Consider the following 15,420-nt stretch of genomic DNA (forward strand, 5'->3'; position numbering starts at 1 on the left):
TTTTTTGTCATTTTTCAATGAAAACAAACGAGTAGGAATATTCTGAAAGGGGTGTAGGAAAGTGCCTTTCAGTCTCAAACCCATTGAGCGACCCGTCGTCAGCCCGCAGGATGCGCCCTCGTGGTGCAACCCCCGGTAGCGCCTACCTTCCTAAAACAACATGGTGGCTAACGATGAGTGTGAGCAACCCTACGCTGATAACCTTCATTGCGTATACCGTCCTACTGCTGGCGATTGGCCTATACGCCTACCGTTCCACGCAAAACCTTTCCGACTACGTACTGGGCGGCCGGCGCCTGGGCAGCGTGGTCACAGCCTTGTCGGCGGGCGCTTCAGACATGAGCGGCTGGCTGTTGATGGGCCTGCCCGGGGCCATCTACCTGTCGGGGCTGTCAGCAGGCTGGATCGCTGTGGGCCTGATCACCGGTGCCTGGCTGAACTGGCGCCTGGTCGCCGGGCGGCTGCGTGTGCACACCGAGCACAACAACGATGCCCTGACGCTGCCAGACTACTTCGCCAATCGCTTCGACGACCGCAGCGGCCTGCTGCGAGTGATGTCGGCGGTGGTGATCCTTGTGTTCTTCACTATCTATTGCTCCTCCGGCGTAGTCGCTGGGGCGCGGTTCTTCGAAAGCAATTTTGGCTTGCCCTATGAGCAGGCCATCTGGGCCGGGGCTGCTGCGACCATCGCCTATACGTTGATCGGCGGTTTCCTGGCTGTCAGCTGGACCGACACCGTGCAAGCGACCCTGATGATCTTCGCCCTGGTGCTGACCCCGGTGATGGTAGTGATCGCCACTGGCGGGGGCGATGCGTCGGTTGCCTTGATCGAAACCGCCCAGCCTGAGCATTTCGCCATCCTCAAGGGTGCCACCTGGGTCGGCACCTTGTCGCTGCTGGCGTGGGGGCTGGGGTACTTTGGCCAACCACACATCCTGGCGCGCTTCATGGCCGCCGACTCGGTTAGGTCCATCACCAAAGCGCGCCGGATATCCATGACCTGGATGATCCTGTGCCTGGGGGGAGCCTGCTCGGTTGGCTTTTTCGGCGTTGCGTTCTTCGAAGCTAATCCGCACCTGGCGGCACCGGTCACCGCCAATCAGGAAGTGGTATTCATGGAGCTTTCGCGGCTGCTGTTCAACCCGTGGGTTGCCGGTGTGCTGCTTTCGGCAGTGTTCGCTGCCGTGATGAGCACCTTGAGCTGCCAGCTGCTGGTGTGCTCAAGCTCGCTGACCGAAGACTTCTATCGGCAGTTCATTCGCGGGCGTGCTTCGCAGCGTGAGCTGGTATGGGTTGGCCGGGCGATGGTACTGGTCGTGGCGCTGGTGGCAATCATGCTGGCGCGTGATCCAGACAGCAGCGTGCTGGCACTGGTGGGCTACGCCTGGGCAGGTTTCGGTGCCTCCTTCGGCCCATTGGTCCTGCTCTCTGTGCTCTGGCGCGGCGTCACCCGCAATGGCGCCATCGCGGGCATGCTGGTGGGCGCGCTGACGGTATTGGTGTGGCGCCAAGGCGCATGGTGGGGGTTGTACGAGATGATCCCCGGGTTCATCGCCGCAACCCTGGCTATCGTGATCGTCAGCCGCCTGGGGCGGGTTCCGCAGGCCACCGCCGAGCGTTTCGATGGTGCCGAACAGGCCTATCGCCAGGCATTGCGCTGATGCCATCCGGCCCCCGGCCTTTGGCCGTGGGGCCTTGTGCGGTTACACTGCGCGGCCCAACAGGTGCCACCGGCCGCCGATAACACACGATGAACTACCGTCATGCTTTTCACGCCGGCAATCACGCCGACGTCTTCAAACATATCGTTCTGACCCGGTTGATTGGGCTGTTCACTCGCAAGGAACAGCCTTTCGCCTATATCGACACCCATGCAGGCCTGGGCCTGTATGACCTCCAGGGTGACCAGGCCAGCCGCACCGGCGAGTACCTCGAGGGTATCGCTCGGCTGTGGCAGGCCGAGGGCGCGCCGGCCAGCTGCGACGATTACCTGCGCATCGTGCGCAAGCTCAACCCCGACGGCGAGCTGCGCTACTACCCCGGCTCCCCCGAGCTCGCTCGGCGCCTGGCGCGCCAGCAGGATCGCGTGCTGCTCAACGAAAAGCACCCCGATGACGGCCAGTTGCTCAAGGACAATTACCAACGTGACCCGCGGGTGACGGTACACCTGGGCGAGGGTTGGCACCTGCCCCGTGCGCTGCTGCCGGTGGTCGAAAAACGCGCGATCATGCTGGTCGACCCGCCATTCGAGCAGCTCGATGAGCTCGACCGTTGCGTCAAGGCGATGAAAGAGTCCATCAGCCGCATGCGCCAGACGATCGTTGCCCTGTGGTATCCGATCAAGGACGACGCCCGGGCGATGCGACGCTTCCATCAAGAGCTCACCAGCACCGGGGCGCCAAAGCTGCTCAAGGTCGAGCTCTACGTTCACCCCGAAGCGACCCCCAATAGCCTGAACGGCTCCGGGCTGGCCATTTCCAACCCGCCTTGGGGGCTGGAGGAAGAACTGCGCGAGCTGCTGCCGTGGTTGGCCCAGTTGCTGGGCCAGAGCCAGGGCAGCTACAAGCTGGAGTGGCTCATCGGCGAGTAGAGGCTGCGCGTCTACTCATCGATTCAGATGAAGCAGACGCCGGTGCCACCAATGCCGCAATACCCTTCGGGGTTCTTGGCCAGGTACTGCTGGTGGTACGCCTCGGCGTAGTAGAACGTGGGCGCCATCTGGATCTCGGTGGTGATACCCGCAAGCCCAGCTTCGCCGAGTGCAGCCTGATATTGCTCACGGCTGGCGAGCGCCGCGTGCAGTTGCTGCTCGTTGGTGGCGTAGATCACCGACCGGTACTGGGTGCCGATGTCGTTACCCTGGCGCATCCCCTGGGTGGGGTTATGGGATTCCCAGAACACTTTGAGCAGGTTTTCATAGCTGGTTTCTGCAGGGTCGAACACCACCAGCACCACTTCGCTGTGGCCGGTCAGGCCCGAACAGACTTCTTCGTAGGTAGGGTTTGGCGTGAAGCCGCCGGCATAGCCCACGGCGGTGCTGTACACCCCTGGCTGCTGCCAGAGGCGCCGTTCGGCACCCCAGAAGCAGCCCAGGCCGAAGATCGCGGTTTGCATATGGGCCGGAAACGGCGCCTGCAACCGGTGGCCGTTGACGAAGTGCTCGGCCGGCACGGCCATGGGCGATTCGCGGCCCGGCAGTGCTTGCTCGGCAGTGGGCAGCGCGTTCTTGTTCACGAGAATTTCAGAGCGCAGGGCCATGGGCCATCTCCTCAAGGCAGTTGATCGATAGACCACCTAGTGTGCCTGAGGGTTGCGTAGCTGTCAGGAGGCTTCGGGGCCGCGCGGGTAGCGTGCCAATGCCGTGGTGAGCTCAGTGGACGGGATGGGGCGATCGAAGAGGTAGCCCTGGCCCACGTCACACCGATGCCGGCGCAGGAAGGTCAGTTGCTCGGCCGTCTCGATGCCCTCGGCAACGACCTTGAGCTTGAGGTTGTGCGCCATGGCGATCACTGCCGAGGTGATTTCCATGTCGTCCTGGTTGGCCGGGATCTCGTTGATGAAGCTGCGGTCGATCTTCAACACATCGATCGGGAATTTCTTAAGGTAGCTCAGCGACGAATAGCCCGTGCCGAAGTCGTCCATGGCCAGCGACAGCCCCAGGCTCTTGAGCTGGCCCAAGAGTTGGTGGGTGTCATCAGTGGCCTCCAGCAACAAACCCTCTGTCAGCTCCAGCTCCAGCAGGTGCGCGGCTAATTGCTCTTCTTCCAGAATGCTGCGCACCGAGGCCACGAGGTCCGGGTCAGAGAACTGCTTGGGCGACAGGTTGATCGCCACGCCCAGATCGCCCAGGCCTTCGGCACTCAAGCGCTTGCTCATGCGGCAGGCCTCGCGGATCACCCACTTGCCGATAGGAATGATCAGGCCGGTCTCTTCGGCCACGCTGATGAACTGGTCGGGGCGTATCATGCCGCGCTCGGGGTGATTCCAGCGCAGCAGCGCCTCCATGCCCAGCAACCTGCCGCTGCGCAAGCAGATCTTGGGCTGGTAGAACACCTCCAGCTCGTTCTGCGTCAATGCCCGGCGCAGGTTGTTTTCCACAAACAGCTTGTAGTTGGCCTCTGCGTGCAGCGTCTCGGTGAACACCTGAACCTGATGCTTGCCGTTGGCCTTGGCTTTGTGCAGCGCAAGGCCTGCGTTCTTCATCAAGGTCTGCGGGTCGTGGCCGTGCAGGGGCGCGCAGGCCAGCCCCACCGAAGCGGTCACGTTGATCAGCTGGTTGTCGACGAACATGGGTTTGTCGAGCGTCTTGAGCACCTGCATAGCCGTTTGCTGGGCAGCCTCTGGTTCGGTTGCGTCCAGCAGCACCGCAAACTCGTTGCTGGCGAACCGCGCCAGGGTCCCGGAGGCGCTGAGTATGTTACGCAGGCGTCGTGCGAGGCTGATCAGCAGCTTATCCCCGGTCTGGTGGCCGAGGCTGTCATTGATGCGTTTGAAATTGTCGATATCCACCAGCATCAGGGCGATGGGGGCTTCACCGTCGCGGGTGAAGCGCTCATCCAGGCTGCGGATGAACGCCGGGCGGTTGCCCAGGTTGGTCAGGTTGTCAGTGTAGGCCAGGCGCTCGATGCGCTGTTGGGCGAGCTTGGCCTGGGTAATGTCTTCGTAGATGCCGATGTAGTGGGTCAGCTCGCGCTGGTCATTGAACACCTTGGAGATCGACAGCTGGCCCCAGTAAGGCTCCAGGTTCTTGCGCCGGCTCTTGAATTCGCCTTGCCAGCTGTTGCTGCGATCCAGTGCAGAAGGCGCATCGAAGAGCAGCTCGCCGAGGTTCTCCAGCGCGGGCAACTCCGATAGCCGGTGGCCCTGCACTTCCTCGGTGGTGTACTGGGTAATAGCGGTGAAGCTGGGGTTGACGTATTCAACCACGCCGTCGCAGTTGACCAGCAGGAAGGCGTTGGCGCTTTGTTCGACTGCACGCTGGAACAGGTTCAGCGCGTTAGTGGCCACGCGGCGGTTCTGGCTGGTGATTACCTGGGCGAACTGGTCGGCCAGCTCACCAGCGAAAGCGACCTCGTCCGATTGCCAAAGCCGTGCCGGGCCGTGTTGTTCCAGGCACAGCACACCCACCAGTTGGCCATCGACGCGGATGCTGGCATCCAGAATGGCTGTGACATTGCGCTGTGCCAGTCGCTCGGCGAGCTCGCGGGTGCGGGGGTCGGTGGCGGCGTTGTCAGCATCGATAGCGCGGCTGCCGTGGAGCGCTTCCAGATAGTCCGGGGTGCCACTGGCATCCAGTGGCTCGGCCACGGAGTGGCATTCGTCACGTGCCGACCAGGCAGTGATCGGTATGAAGCGCTTGGCGTCGAGGTGCCACAGGCTCGCACAGTCGATTTTATAGATATCGCAGGCGCTGCGGGTGATCAGCTCGCCGGCTTCAAGCAGTGGGTCGTTGGTCACATAGCGCTGGCGCGCCAGGCGCAGAATGAGGTCTTGCTGGGCCCGCGCACGCTCAAGATGCTGTAGCTGGTCCTGCTGCGCGCGCTGATTTTGCTCCAGTGCCGCTTCCAGCCGCTGGCCCTGCGGCGCGTTGCTGTCGCCCTGCGCGTCGTCGAGCATCAGCAGGTAACCGCGCAGCAGGTCGCGGTGATGCTGGCGATACGGTTCACCCAACTCCAGAACGCTTACCGCCCCGTGGTTGGTGTGCAGTGTGTAGCGAATCAGATAGTAGTTGCGATAGGCCAATTGCTCTTGAATGACATCGTGCATCTGATAGCGCTGCTCGGGCTCCATCAGGCTGGCGTAGGGGGAGCCGATCAGTGCACACAGCTCTGCCGCTGGCAGGCCGAAGTCTCGCTCGCAATTGGGGTCCAGGTACAGCAGCGCCCAGTTGGCCTCGTTCAGCCGCTCGAAACGCAGCATGCCGAGGCGCGAAGGCACCGGCAATTGCGTCACTACCTCGGCAGCCACGCGCGTGGCAGCATCGGGCTGGCTTTTCATCGAGTGCTCACTTCTAAAGTACGGGGCCAACGGCCACGCGTGGGCCAAGGTTGCATCATGGCGGCGGCGCTGACAAGAGACACGGTGGCGTAATGCCTTCAGTGTGTCGACCGTTGGGAAGATTTCTTCAACGCCAGGGGGAGGTCTTCCTTGGGCGTGGATGGGCATGAGCATAGAACGGCAGGTGAAAGGAAAATTCCATGGTGGCGCAATGATTTTATTCACTGCCTCCACTGGCCCGTCTGTGGCTCGACAGGCCGAATGTGATTGCCATGGGTGAACACCTGCCCCGTCAGCACCGCCGTTGTCCACCAGGCAAAAAAATCCCCGCCTTCCTATGAGGAAAGCGGGGATCGGTGACAGCTAGGTTACAGGTTTACAACAAGATCGTGCGGATATCCGCCAGCACATCGCCCAGCCGCTTGGTGAAGCGAGCAGCAGCCGCGCCGTTGATCACGCGGTGATCGTAGGACAGCGACAGCGGCAGCATCAGCCGCGGTTGGAAAGCCTTACCATCCCACACCGGCGCCATGGCTGCCTTGGAGACACCCAGGATCGCCACTTCCGGAGCATTGACGATCGGCGTGAAGCCGGTGCCACCAATGTGCCCGAGGCTGGAGATGGTGAAGCAGGCGCCTTGCATGTCGTCGCCGGAGAGCTTTTTGTTACGGGCCTTCTCGGCCAGCGCAGCAGCCTCGGCAGCCAGTTGCAGCAGGCTCTTCTGGTCGACGTTCTTGATGACTGGCACCAGCAGGCCATCAGGGGTGTCGACGGCGAAGCCTATGTGCACGTACTTCTTGCGAATCACGGCCTTACCGCTAGGCGCGAGCGAGGCGTTGAAGTCCGGCAGCTCCTTGAGCAGGTAAGCACAGGCCTTCAGCAGCAGTGGCAGCACGGTGAGCTTCACGCCCGCCTTCTCGGCCACGGCCTTCTGAGCGACGCGGAAGGCTTCCAGCTCGGTGATGTCAGCCTGGTCGAACTGGGTCACGTGAGGCACGTTCAGCCAGCTGCGGTGCAGGTTGGCGGCGCCGACCTGCATCAGGCGGGTCATCGGCACTTCTTCGATTTCACCGAAGCGGCTGAAGTCCACGGTCGGAATCGGCGGAATGCCAGCACCACCGGTAGGCGCGGCGGCGGAGGCGGCAGGCGCCTCTTTGGCTTTGCTCATGATGGCTTTGACGTAGGCCTGTACGTCTTCCTTCAGCACGCGGCCGTGAGGGCCGGTCGCGCTGACCTGAGACAGATCTACGCCGAACTCGCGAGCCAGCTGGCGAACCGCCGGGCCTGCGTGCACCTTGGCACCTGGCTTGGCCGAAGCGCCTGCGTGTACATGCTCGGCCGGCACTTCAGCCTTGGCAGCAGGTGCCGGGGCCTTGGCAGGTTCCGCGGCAGGGGCAGCGGCCTGAGCCGGTTGCGCGGCTGGTGCTGCGCCTTGCACTTTGAGCTTGAGAATCAGGTCACCTGTGCCGACCTCATCGTCGAGCTTGGCGATCACGCTCTCCACCACGCCTGCGGCAGGCGAAGGGATCTCCATGCTGGCCTTGTCGGACTCCAGAGTGATCAGCGATTGATCGGCCTCTACGGTGTCGCCCGCCTTGACCAGCACTTCGATGATCTTGGCCTTGCCCGAGGAGCCGATGTCCGGAACCTTGATTTCCTGAACGCTGGCAGCTGCAGGCGCCTGGGCGGCCTGCGGCGCTGCCGGTGCAGCAGCAGGTGCCTGGGCCGCTTCGGCTTTCGGGGCCTGCTCGGCCGCGGGGGCTGCTGCCCCAGCGGCGCCTTTGAGCACCAGGATCAGGTCGCCGGTACCGACTTCATCGTTGAGCTTGACGCTGATGCTCTCGACCACGCCGGCGGCAGGAGACGGGATCTCCATGCTGGCCTTGTCGGATTCGAGCGTGATCAGCGACTGGTCGGCCTCGACCGTGTCGCCGACCTTGACCTGGATCTCGATCACTTGGGCCTTGCCCGAGGAGCCGATGTCCGGAACGTTGACGTTCTGCGGGGCGGCATTGCCTGCGGCCGGCGCGGGCGCAGCAGCAGGTTTTTCCTCGGCCTTGGGCGCCTCGCTGGCCGCCGGGGCGGCCTCGGCGGCGGGCGCAGCGGCTTCGCCAGCGCCTTCGGCTTCCAGCTCGATCAGGTCATCGCCTTCCTTGAGGCGGTCACCGATCTTTACCTTGATGGCCTTGACCACGCCGGCTTTGGGCGCGGGCACTTCCATGCTGGCCTTGTCGGACTCCAGCGTCACCAGGCTCTGCTCGGCTTCGATGCGGTCGCCGACCTTGACCTGGATTTCAATGACTTCACCCTCACCGCTGCCGATGTCGGGTACGCGTATCAGTTCGCTCACAGTGCGTCTCCTTAGCAGTCCAGCGGGTTGCGTTTTTCCGGGTCGATCCCGAACTTGGTAATGGCCTCGGCCACGACCTTGCGCTCGATCTCGCCACGGTCGGCCAGCGCTTCGAGCGCGGCCAGTACGACCCAACGGCGGTCTACTTCGAAGAAATCACGCAGCTTGCGGCGGCTGTCGCTGCGGCCGAAGCCGTCGGTGCCCAGCACTTTGTATTCCTTGACCGGTACCCACTGGCGAATCTGCTCAGCGAACAGCTTCATGTAGTCGGTGCTGGCCACGACTGGGCCCTTGCGGCCACCCAGGCACTGCTCGACGTAGCTCTGTTTGGGCTCCTCGCCCGGGTGCAGGCGATTGCTGCGCTCCACGGCCAAGCCGTTGCGGCGCAGCTCGTTGAAGCTGGTGACGCTCCATACATCGGCACCGACGTTGTAGTCGTTGCGCAGGATCTTGGCTGCTTCACGCACTTCGTTGAGGATGGTGCCGCAACCGAGCAGCTGCACGTGGTGTGCCGCCTCGCGCTTGTCTTCCTCGAGCAGGTACATCCCTTTGATGATGCCTTCCTCTACCCCTTCCGGCATGGCCGGCTGCTGGTAGTTCTCGTTCATCACGGTGATGTAGTAGTAGATGTTTTCCTGCTTCTCCATCATCCGGTAGGTGCCGTCGCGCATGATCACCGCCAGCTCGTAGGCGTAGGTGGGGTCATAGCTGCGGCAGTTGGGGATGGTGCTGGCCAGGATGTGGCTGTGGCCGTCTTCGTGCTGCAGGCCTTCGCCATTAAGCGTTGTGCGCCCGGAGGTGCCGCCCAGCAGGAAGCCGCGGGTCTGGCCATCGCCAGCCGCCCAGGCCAGGTCGCCGATACGCTGGAAGCCGAACATCGAATAGAAGATGTAGACCGGCAGCATCGGGGTGTTGTAGTTGCTGTAGGCAGTACCGGCGGCGATGAACGAGGAGAACGCACCCGCTTCGTTCAGGCCTTCCTGAAGGATCTGGCCGTCTTTCTCTTCGCGGTAGTACATGACCTGGTCACGGTCGACCGGCTCGTACAGTTGGCCGACAGGGGAGTAGATACCCAGTTGGCGGAACATGCCTTCCATGCCGAAGGTGCGAGCTTCGTCGGCCAGGATCGGCACGATGCGCTTGCCCAGTTCCTTGTCTTTGACCATCGCTGCCAGGATGCGCCCGAACGCCATGGTGGTGGAGATTTCGCGGTCGCCCGAACCGTCGAGAACCGACTTGAGGATCTCCAGCGGCGGGGTCGGGATGCTGACAGTGCCGCGGTTGCGTTGCGGCAGGTGGCCGCCCAGCTTCTCGCGGCATTTGCGCAGGTATTTCATTTCCGCGCTGTCTTCGGCAGGGCGGTAGAACGGCAGCTCTTCGAGCTGGGAGTCGTTCAGCGGAATGTCGAAGCGATCGCGGAATTTCTTCAGCGACTCGATATCGACCTTCTTGGTGTTGTGCGCGGTGTTCTTGCCTTCGCCGGCACCGGTGCCATAACCCTTGATGGTCTTGGCCAGGATGACGGTTGGCTGGCCTTTGTGGTTGACCGCCTGGTGGTATGCGGCATAGACCTTGTACGGGTCGTGGCCACCACGGTTGAGTTTCCAGATCTCGTCGTCGGAGAGGCTCTCGACACGCTTGAGCAGCTCAGGGTCGGCACCGAAGAAGTGCTTGCGCACATAGGCGCCGTCTTTGGCCTTGTAGTTCTGGTATTCGCCGTCGATGGCTTGATCCATGCGGCGCTGCATGCGGCCGTCGTGGTCCTGGGCGAACAGCGGGTCCCACATGCGGCCCCAGATGACCTTGTTGACGTTCCAGTTGGCGCCGCGGAACACGCCTTCGAGTTCCTGGATGATCTTCGCGTTGCCGCGAACCGGGCCGTCGAGGCGCTGCAGGTTGCAGTTGATGACGAAGATCAGGTTGTCGAGGTTCTCGCGGCCGGCCAGCGAAATGGCGCCAAGGGTTTCCGGCTCGTCGGTTTCACCGTCACCGATGAAGCACCAGACCTTCTGTTTGCCAGCGGGGATGAAGCCGCGGTTTTCCAGGTACTTCATGAAACGCGCCTGGTAGATCGCGGTGATCGGGCCAAGGCCCATCGACACGGTCGGGAACTGCCAGAAGTCGGGCATCAGGTGCGGGTGCGGGTACGACGACAGGCCCTGGCCGTCGACTTCCTGGCGGAACTTGAGCATCTGCTCTTCGCTCAAGCGGCCTTCGAGGAAGGCGCGAGCGTAGATGCCAGGCGAGGCGTGGCCTTGGTAGTAGATCAGGTCGCCGCCGTGCTCTTCGGTGGGGGCCTGGAAGAAGTAGTTGAAGCCGATGTCGTACAGCGTGGCACTGGACGCGAAGGTGGAGATGTGACCGCCCAGGTCAGGGTCCTGCATGTTGGCGCGCATGACCATGGCCAGCGCGTTCCAGCGCACGATCGAGCGGATGCGGCGTTCCATGAACAGGTCGCCGGGCATGCGCGCTTCGCGTGTGACCGGAATGGTATTGCGATAGGGCGTAGTGATGGCATAGGGAAGCTGGGAGCCGGTCCGGGTGGCCAGTTCGCCCATGCGGGTCATCAGGTAGTGAGCGCGGTCTTCGCCTTCTTTGTCGAGAACCGACTCCAGGGCGTCCAGCCATTCCTGGGTTTCGACGGGATCGAGGTCTTGCATGGCTTGCTCCAGGGCGGAAAGGCCACCAGAATCGGATGGCCTGAGTTTGCGACTGGCCTTGTGGGCAGACGACATGAATTCTTGGATTACCGGAGGTTGGCCCGGCGGGCTGTAGTTTTACTACAAATCAATTCGGTTTTCATGTTTGGCGGCGACACGGGCAGTAGTAAAACTACAGGGATCTAGCCCATTTGCCTTCAAAGGCTTGTGAGAATAATCGATCCCGTGGCTCAAAAATAAGTCAGCAAGCGGGTATTCTTGATGATTTCTGCCAGGTTTCATTCTTCTCGAACAATATTTCACTTTTGTTCGACATGTAGCTCGGGCACTACCTCCTTCTTTCTCACTGCAATTGCCGGATTCTGCGGCTCCAAGGATAGACCATGAGCCAGCCGACTGTGATACCGCTTCCCGCTGCTCTTGATGATCTGGCCCATGCTCATCGCAGCGAGTTCATTTCTATGCTGGGGCAAGCCGCCGAAGGGTTCGATGAAGCGTTCTGGCACGCTTTCGACCGGGTGACGGCCTGCAGCGACTTCGTCGTCGAGCAGATCCGCCGCGCCCCAGCGCTGCTGCCCGAGCTGGTTGCCAGCGCAGACCTCAGCCGTGCTTTCGCCGCCGGTGAGCTGCGGGCCCAGGTGCACGCAGCGGTAGCCACGGCCCAGACCGAGGAGCAACTCGGCCAGGTGTTGCGCCAGCAGCGCGCGCGCCAGCAAGTGCGCATCGTATGGCGTGATATCACCCGTGCCAGCGACCTGGGGCAAACCTGCCGAGACTTGACCGAGCTTGCCGATGCCTGCATAGACGAGGCCTACCAATGGCTCTACCCACGCCACTGCCAGCAGTTCGGCACCCCCACCGGCCGGCGCAGCGGCGAGCCACAGCACATGATCGTACTGGGCATGGGCAAGTTGGGCGCCGGCGAGCTGAACCTGTCTTCGGATATCGACCTGATCTTCGCCTACCCCGAGGGCGGCGAAACCGAGGGCGTGAAGCGCGCGCTGGACAACCAGGAGTTCTTCATTCGCCTGGGCCAGCGCCTGATCAAAGCGCTGGACCCGGTTACCGTCGACGGCTACGTGTTTCGCGTCGACATGCGGCTGCGCCCCTATGGCTCGGCCGGTGCGCTGGTACTGAGCTTCAATGCGCTGGAACAGTATTACCAGGACCAGGGGCGCGACTGGGAACGCTACGCGATGATCAAGGCCCGCGTGGTCGGGGGTGATGCCAAGGCCGGTGCGCAGCTGCTGGAGATGCTGCGCCCGTTCGTCTATCGCCGCTATCTGGACTTCTCCGCCATCGAAGCGCTGCGCACCATGAAGCAGTTGATCCAGCAAGAGGTGCGGCGCAAGGGAATGGCCGAGAACATCAAGCTGGGCGCCGGCGGGATCCGCGAAGTGGAGTTCATCGCCCAGGCCTTCCAGCTCATTCACGGTGGGCGCGACCTGAGCCTGCAGCAGCGGCCGCTGCTCAAGGTGCTGGCAACATTGGAAGGGCAGGGCTACCTGCCTGCGGCGGTGGTCGCCGAATTGCGCCAGGCGTATGAATTCCTGCGTTATGTAGAGCATGCCCTTCAGGCGATCGCAGACCGGCAGACGCAAATGCTGCCAGCCGACGAGCGAGACCAGTTGCGCGTGGCGGTGATGCTCGGCTTTGCCGACTGGGACGGTTTTCATCGTCAGTTGGCGCATTGGCGCGAGCGGGTCGCCTGGCATTTCGGCCAAGTGATCGCCGACCCGGATGAGGACGGGAACGCCACGGTGGATGAGCCGGTGGGCGGTGAGTGGATGCCGCTGTGGCAGGATGCCCAGGCCGAGCAGGACGCGTGCCGGCAGTTGGAGGAGGCCGGCTTCACCGACCCAGGCAGGGCTTTCCGGCAGCTGGCCGATCTGCGCAACAGCCATCTGCTGCGTGCTGCCCAGCGCATAGGCAGGGAGCGCATCGATGCGTTCATCCCGCGGCTGCTGGCGCAGGCTGTGGCGCTGGGTGAGCCGAACCTGTTGCTGGACCGCGTATTGCCGCTGGTCGAGGCCGTTACCCGCCGCTCGGCCTACCTGGTGTTGCTCACCGAGAACCCAGGGGCCCTGCGCCAGTTACTGGTGCTGTGCGCCGCCAGCCCCTGGATCGCCGAGCAGATCGCGCGCTACCCGCTGCTGCTCGATGAGCTGCTCAACGAAGGCCGCTTGTTCAGCCCCCCGCAGGCTCCAGAGCTCAAGGCCGAGCTGCGCGAGCGGCTCACGCGCATTCCAGAAGATGACCTGGAACAGCAAATGGAGGCGCTGCGCCACTTCAAGCTGGCGCACAGCCTACGGGTGGCGGCCTCTGAAATCGCCGGCACCCTGCCCTTGATGAAGGTCAGCGACTACCTCACCTGGCTGGCCGAGGCGATTCTGGAGCAGGTACTGGCCCTGGCCTGGCGCCAGACAGTGGCGCGCCACGGCGTGCCGCTGCGCACCGATGGCCGGGCTTGTGAGCCGGGGTTCATCATCGTGGGTTATGGCAAGGTCGGCGGTATCGAGCTGGGCCATGGCTCGGACCTGGACCTGGTATTCATCCACGACGGCGACCCGCAGGCCGAGACCGATGGCGACAAGCCCATCGACGGTGCACAGTTCTTCACCCGCCTGGGCCAGCGCATCATTCACCTGATCACCGCGCAGACCAACTCCGGCCAGCTCTATGAGGTGGACATGCGCCTTCGCCCCTCCGGCGCGGCAGGGTTGCTGGTCAGCTCGCTGGGTGCCTTCGAGCGTTATCAGCAGCAAGAGGCCTGGACCTGGGAGCATCAGGCGCTGGTGCGCGCCCGGGTGCTGGTGGGCGATGCGCAAGTGGGGGAAGGCTTCGAGCGGGTGCGGGCCGGTGTGCTGGGCAAACCCCGTGATCTGGCGACGCTGCGCGCGCAGGTAAGCGAGATGCGCACCAAGATGCGTGACAACCTTGGCACCCGTGCCAGCAGCGCCGGGCGGGGCAGCAATGCCTTCGACGCGGCGGTGCCCTTCGACCTCAAGCAAGACGCCGGTGGTATCGTCGATATCGAATTTATGGTGCAATACGCGGCCCTGGCGTGGTCTGGCGCGCACTCCGAGCTGCTGCGCTACCCCGACAACATCCGCATTCTCGAAGGTCTCGAAGAGGCCGGGTTGTTGCCGGCCAGCGATGCCGTGCTGCTGCGCGAAGCCTACAAGGCCTACCGCGCCGCAGCCCACCGGCAGGCCCTGCAGAAGGCGCCCTCGGTGGTGCCAGGGGACCAGTTCGCGGCCGAGCGCCGCGAGGTGATGCGGATCTGGGCCGGGCTCGGCCTGGGTTAGAGTGATGGCAGCGGCCGGTGAATGAACAGCCGGCCGCGCTTTTTTGGAAAACCCATGAACATTCTGATCATCGGGCCCAGTTGGGTCGGCGACATGGTAATGGCCCAGACACTGTTCCAGTGCCTGAAGCAACGCCACCCCCAGTGCCAGATCGACGTGCTCGCACCCGAGTGGAGCCGGCCGATCCTCGAACGCATGCCAGAGGTGCGCCGGGCCTTGAGTTTTCCACTCGGCCACGGCGTGCTCGATCTCGCCACGCGCCGGCGTATCGGCCGGTCACTCAAAGGGCAGTACACCCAGGCGATCCTGCTGCCCAATTCGCTCAAGTCTGCGCTGGTGCCGTTCTTCGCTGGCATTCCCAAGCGCACTGGCTGGCGAGGCGAGTTTCGCTACGGGCTGCTCAACGACGTGCGCACGCTCGACAAAAGCCGCTACCCGCTGATGATCGAGCGTTTCATGGCGCTGGCATACGAGCCCGGTGCGCCGCTGCCGCAACCTTATCCCCAGCCGCGCCTGCGCATCGAGCCTGAAAACCGTGACGCGGCGCTGGCCAAATTTGGCCTGGAGCTGGACCGCCCGGTACTGGCGCTGTGCCCCGGTGCCGAGTTCGGCGAAGCCAAGCGCTGGCCGTCAGAACACTATGCCTCGGTGGCCGAGGAGCGCATTCGCCAGGGCTGGCAGGTCTGGATCTTCGGGTCGCAAAAGGACCACGCCGTCGGCGAGGCCATTCAGGAGCGCCTGATCCCGGGCCTGCGTGAGGAAACCGCGAACCTCTGCGGCGGCACTTCATTGGCCGAGGCGATCGACCTGATGGCCTGCGCCAAGGCGGTTGTGTCCAACGATTCGGGCCTGATGCACGTGGCCGCCGCGCTGAATCTGCCGCTGGTGGCCGTCTACGGCTCCACTTCGCCCGGTTTCACCCCACCGCTGGCCGACCAGGTCGAAGTGGTGCGGCTGGGGCTGGACTGCAGCCCATGCTTCGACCGTACCTGCCGCTTCGGCCACTACAACTGCTTGCGCCTGCTCGACCCGCAACGCGTCATCGAGGCCCTGCGCGGGCTCGAAGGGCCGGAGCCGGTCAACGTTCTGGCGGAGGTCGACTGAC

At 63.3% G+C, this 15,420-nt stretch carries 7 protein-coding genes and 1 pseudogene; 4 read left to right on the forward strand and 4 right to left on the reverse strand.

Annotated elements, in window-relative coordinates; translation table 11 throughout:
* The first annotated feature begins 173 nt into the window (after positions 1-173).
* The gene (gene putP / locus F474_RS11815; protein ID WP_097084587.1) at positions 174-1,661 is read left to right on the forward strand and encodes a sodium/proline symporter PutP; all 1,488 of its coding nucleotides are present in this window, start codon (positions 174-176) and stop codon (positions 1,659-1,661) included.
* Between the two features lie 89 nt (positions 1,662-1,750).
* Positions 1,751-2,590, forward strand: coding sequence for a 23S rRNA (adenine(2030)-N(6))-methyltransferase RlmJ (locus tag F474_RS11820; protein WP_097084588.1), 840 nt, complete (start codon positions 1,751-1,753; stop codon positions 2,588-2,590).
* Between the two features lie 23 nt (positions 2,591-2,613).
* Here the strand turns inward: F474_RS11820 and msrA are convergent, their stop codons facing one another.
* From msrA to aceE, 4 genes are all read right to left on the reverse strand, one after another.
* The gene (msrA, locus tag F474_RS11825) at positions 2,614-3,258 is read right to left on the reverse strand and encodes a peptide-methionine (S)-S-oxide reductase MsrA (protein ID WP_097084589.1); all 645 of its coding nucleotides are present in this window, start codon (positions 3,256-3,258) and stop codon (positions 2,614-2,616) included.
* Positions 3,259-3,321: 63 nt separating this feature from the next.
* Positions 3,322-5,997: a bifunctional diguanylate cyclase/phosphodiesterase gene (locus tag F474_RS11830; protein WP_097084590.1), complete on the reverse strand. Its 2,676-nt coding sequence runs from the start codon at positions 5,995-5,997 to the stop codon at positions 3,322-3,324.
* Positions 5,998-6,373: 376 nt separating this feature from the next.
* Positions 6,374-8,347, reverse strand: coding sequence for a dihydrolipoyllysine-residue acetyltransferase (aceF, locus tag F474_RS11835; RefSeq protein WP_097084591.1), 1,974 nt, complete (start codon positions 8,345-8,347; stop codon positions 6,374-6,376).
* Positions 8,348-8,358: 11 nt separating this feature from the next.
* Positions 8,359-11,007 (reverse strand): pyruvate dehydrogenase (acetyl-transferring), homodimeric type, encoded by a 2,649-nt coding sequence (aceE, locus tag F474_RS11840; protein ID WP_097084592.1) that lies wholly within the window; start codon positions 11,005-11,007, stop codon positions 8,359-8,361.
* Between the two features lie 500 nt (positions 11,008-11,507).
* Between aceE and glnE the strand changes: the two are divergent.
* Positions 11,508-14,315 (forward strand): annotated as a pseudogene (glnE, locus tag F474_RS11845) (bifunctional [glutamate--ammonia ligase]-adenylyl-L-tyrosine phosphorylase/[glutamate--ammonia-ligase] adenylyltransferase); the annotation flags it as partial.
* Positions 14,316-14,369: 54 nt separating this feature from the next.
* Positions 14,370-15,419, forward strand: coding sequence for a lipopolysaccharide heptosyltransferase II (gene waaF, locus F474_RS11850; RefSeq protein WP_097084594.1), 1,050 nt, complete (start codon positions 14,370-14,372; stop codon positions 15,417-15,419).
* The last annotated feature ends 1 nt before the right edge of the window (position 15,420 follow it).

Source organism: Pseudomonas sp. URIL14HWK12:I12 (assembly GCF_003097135.1).
Taxonomy (GTDB): Bacteria; Pseudomonadota; Gammaproteobacteria; order Pseudomonadales; family Pseudomonadaceae; genus Aquipseudomonas.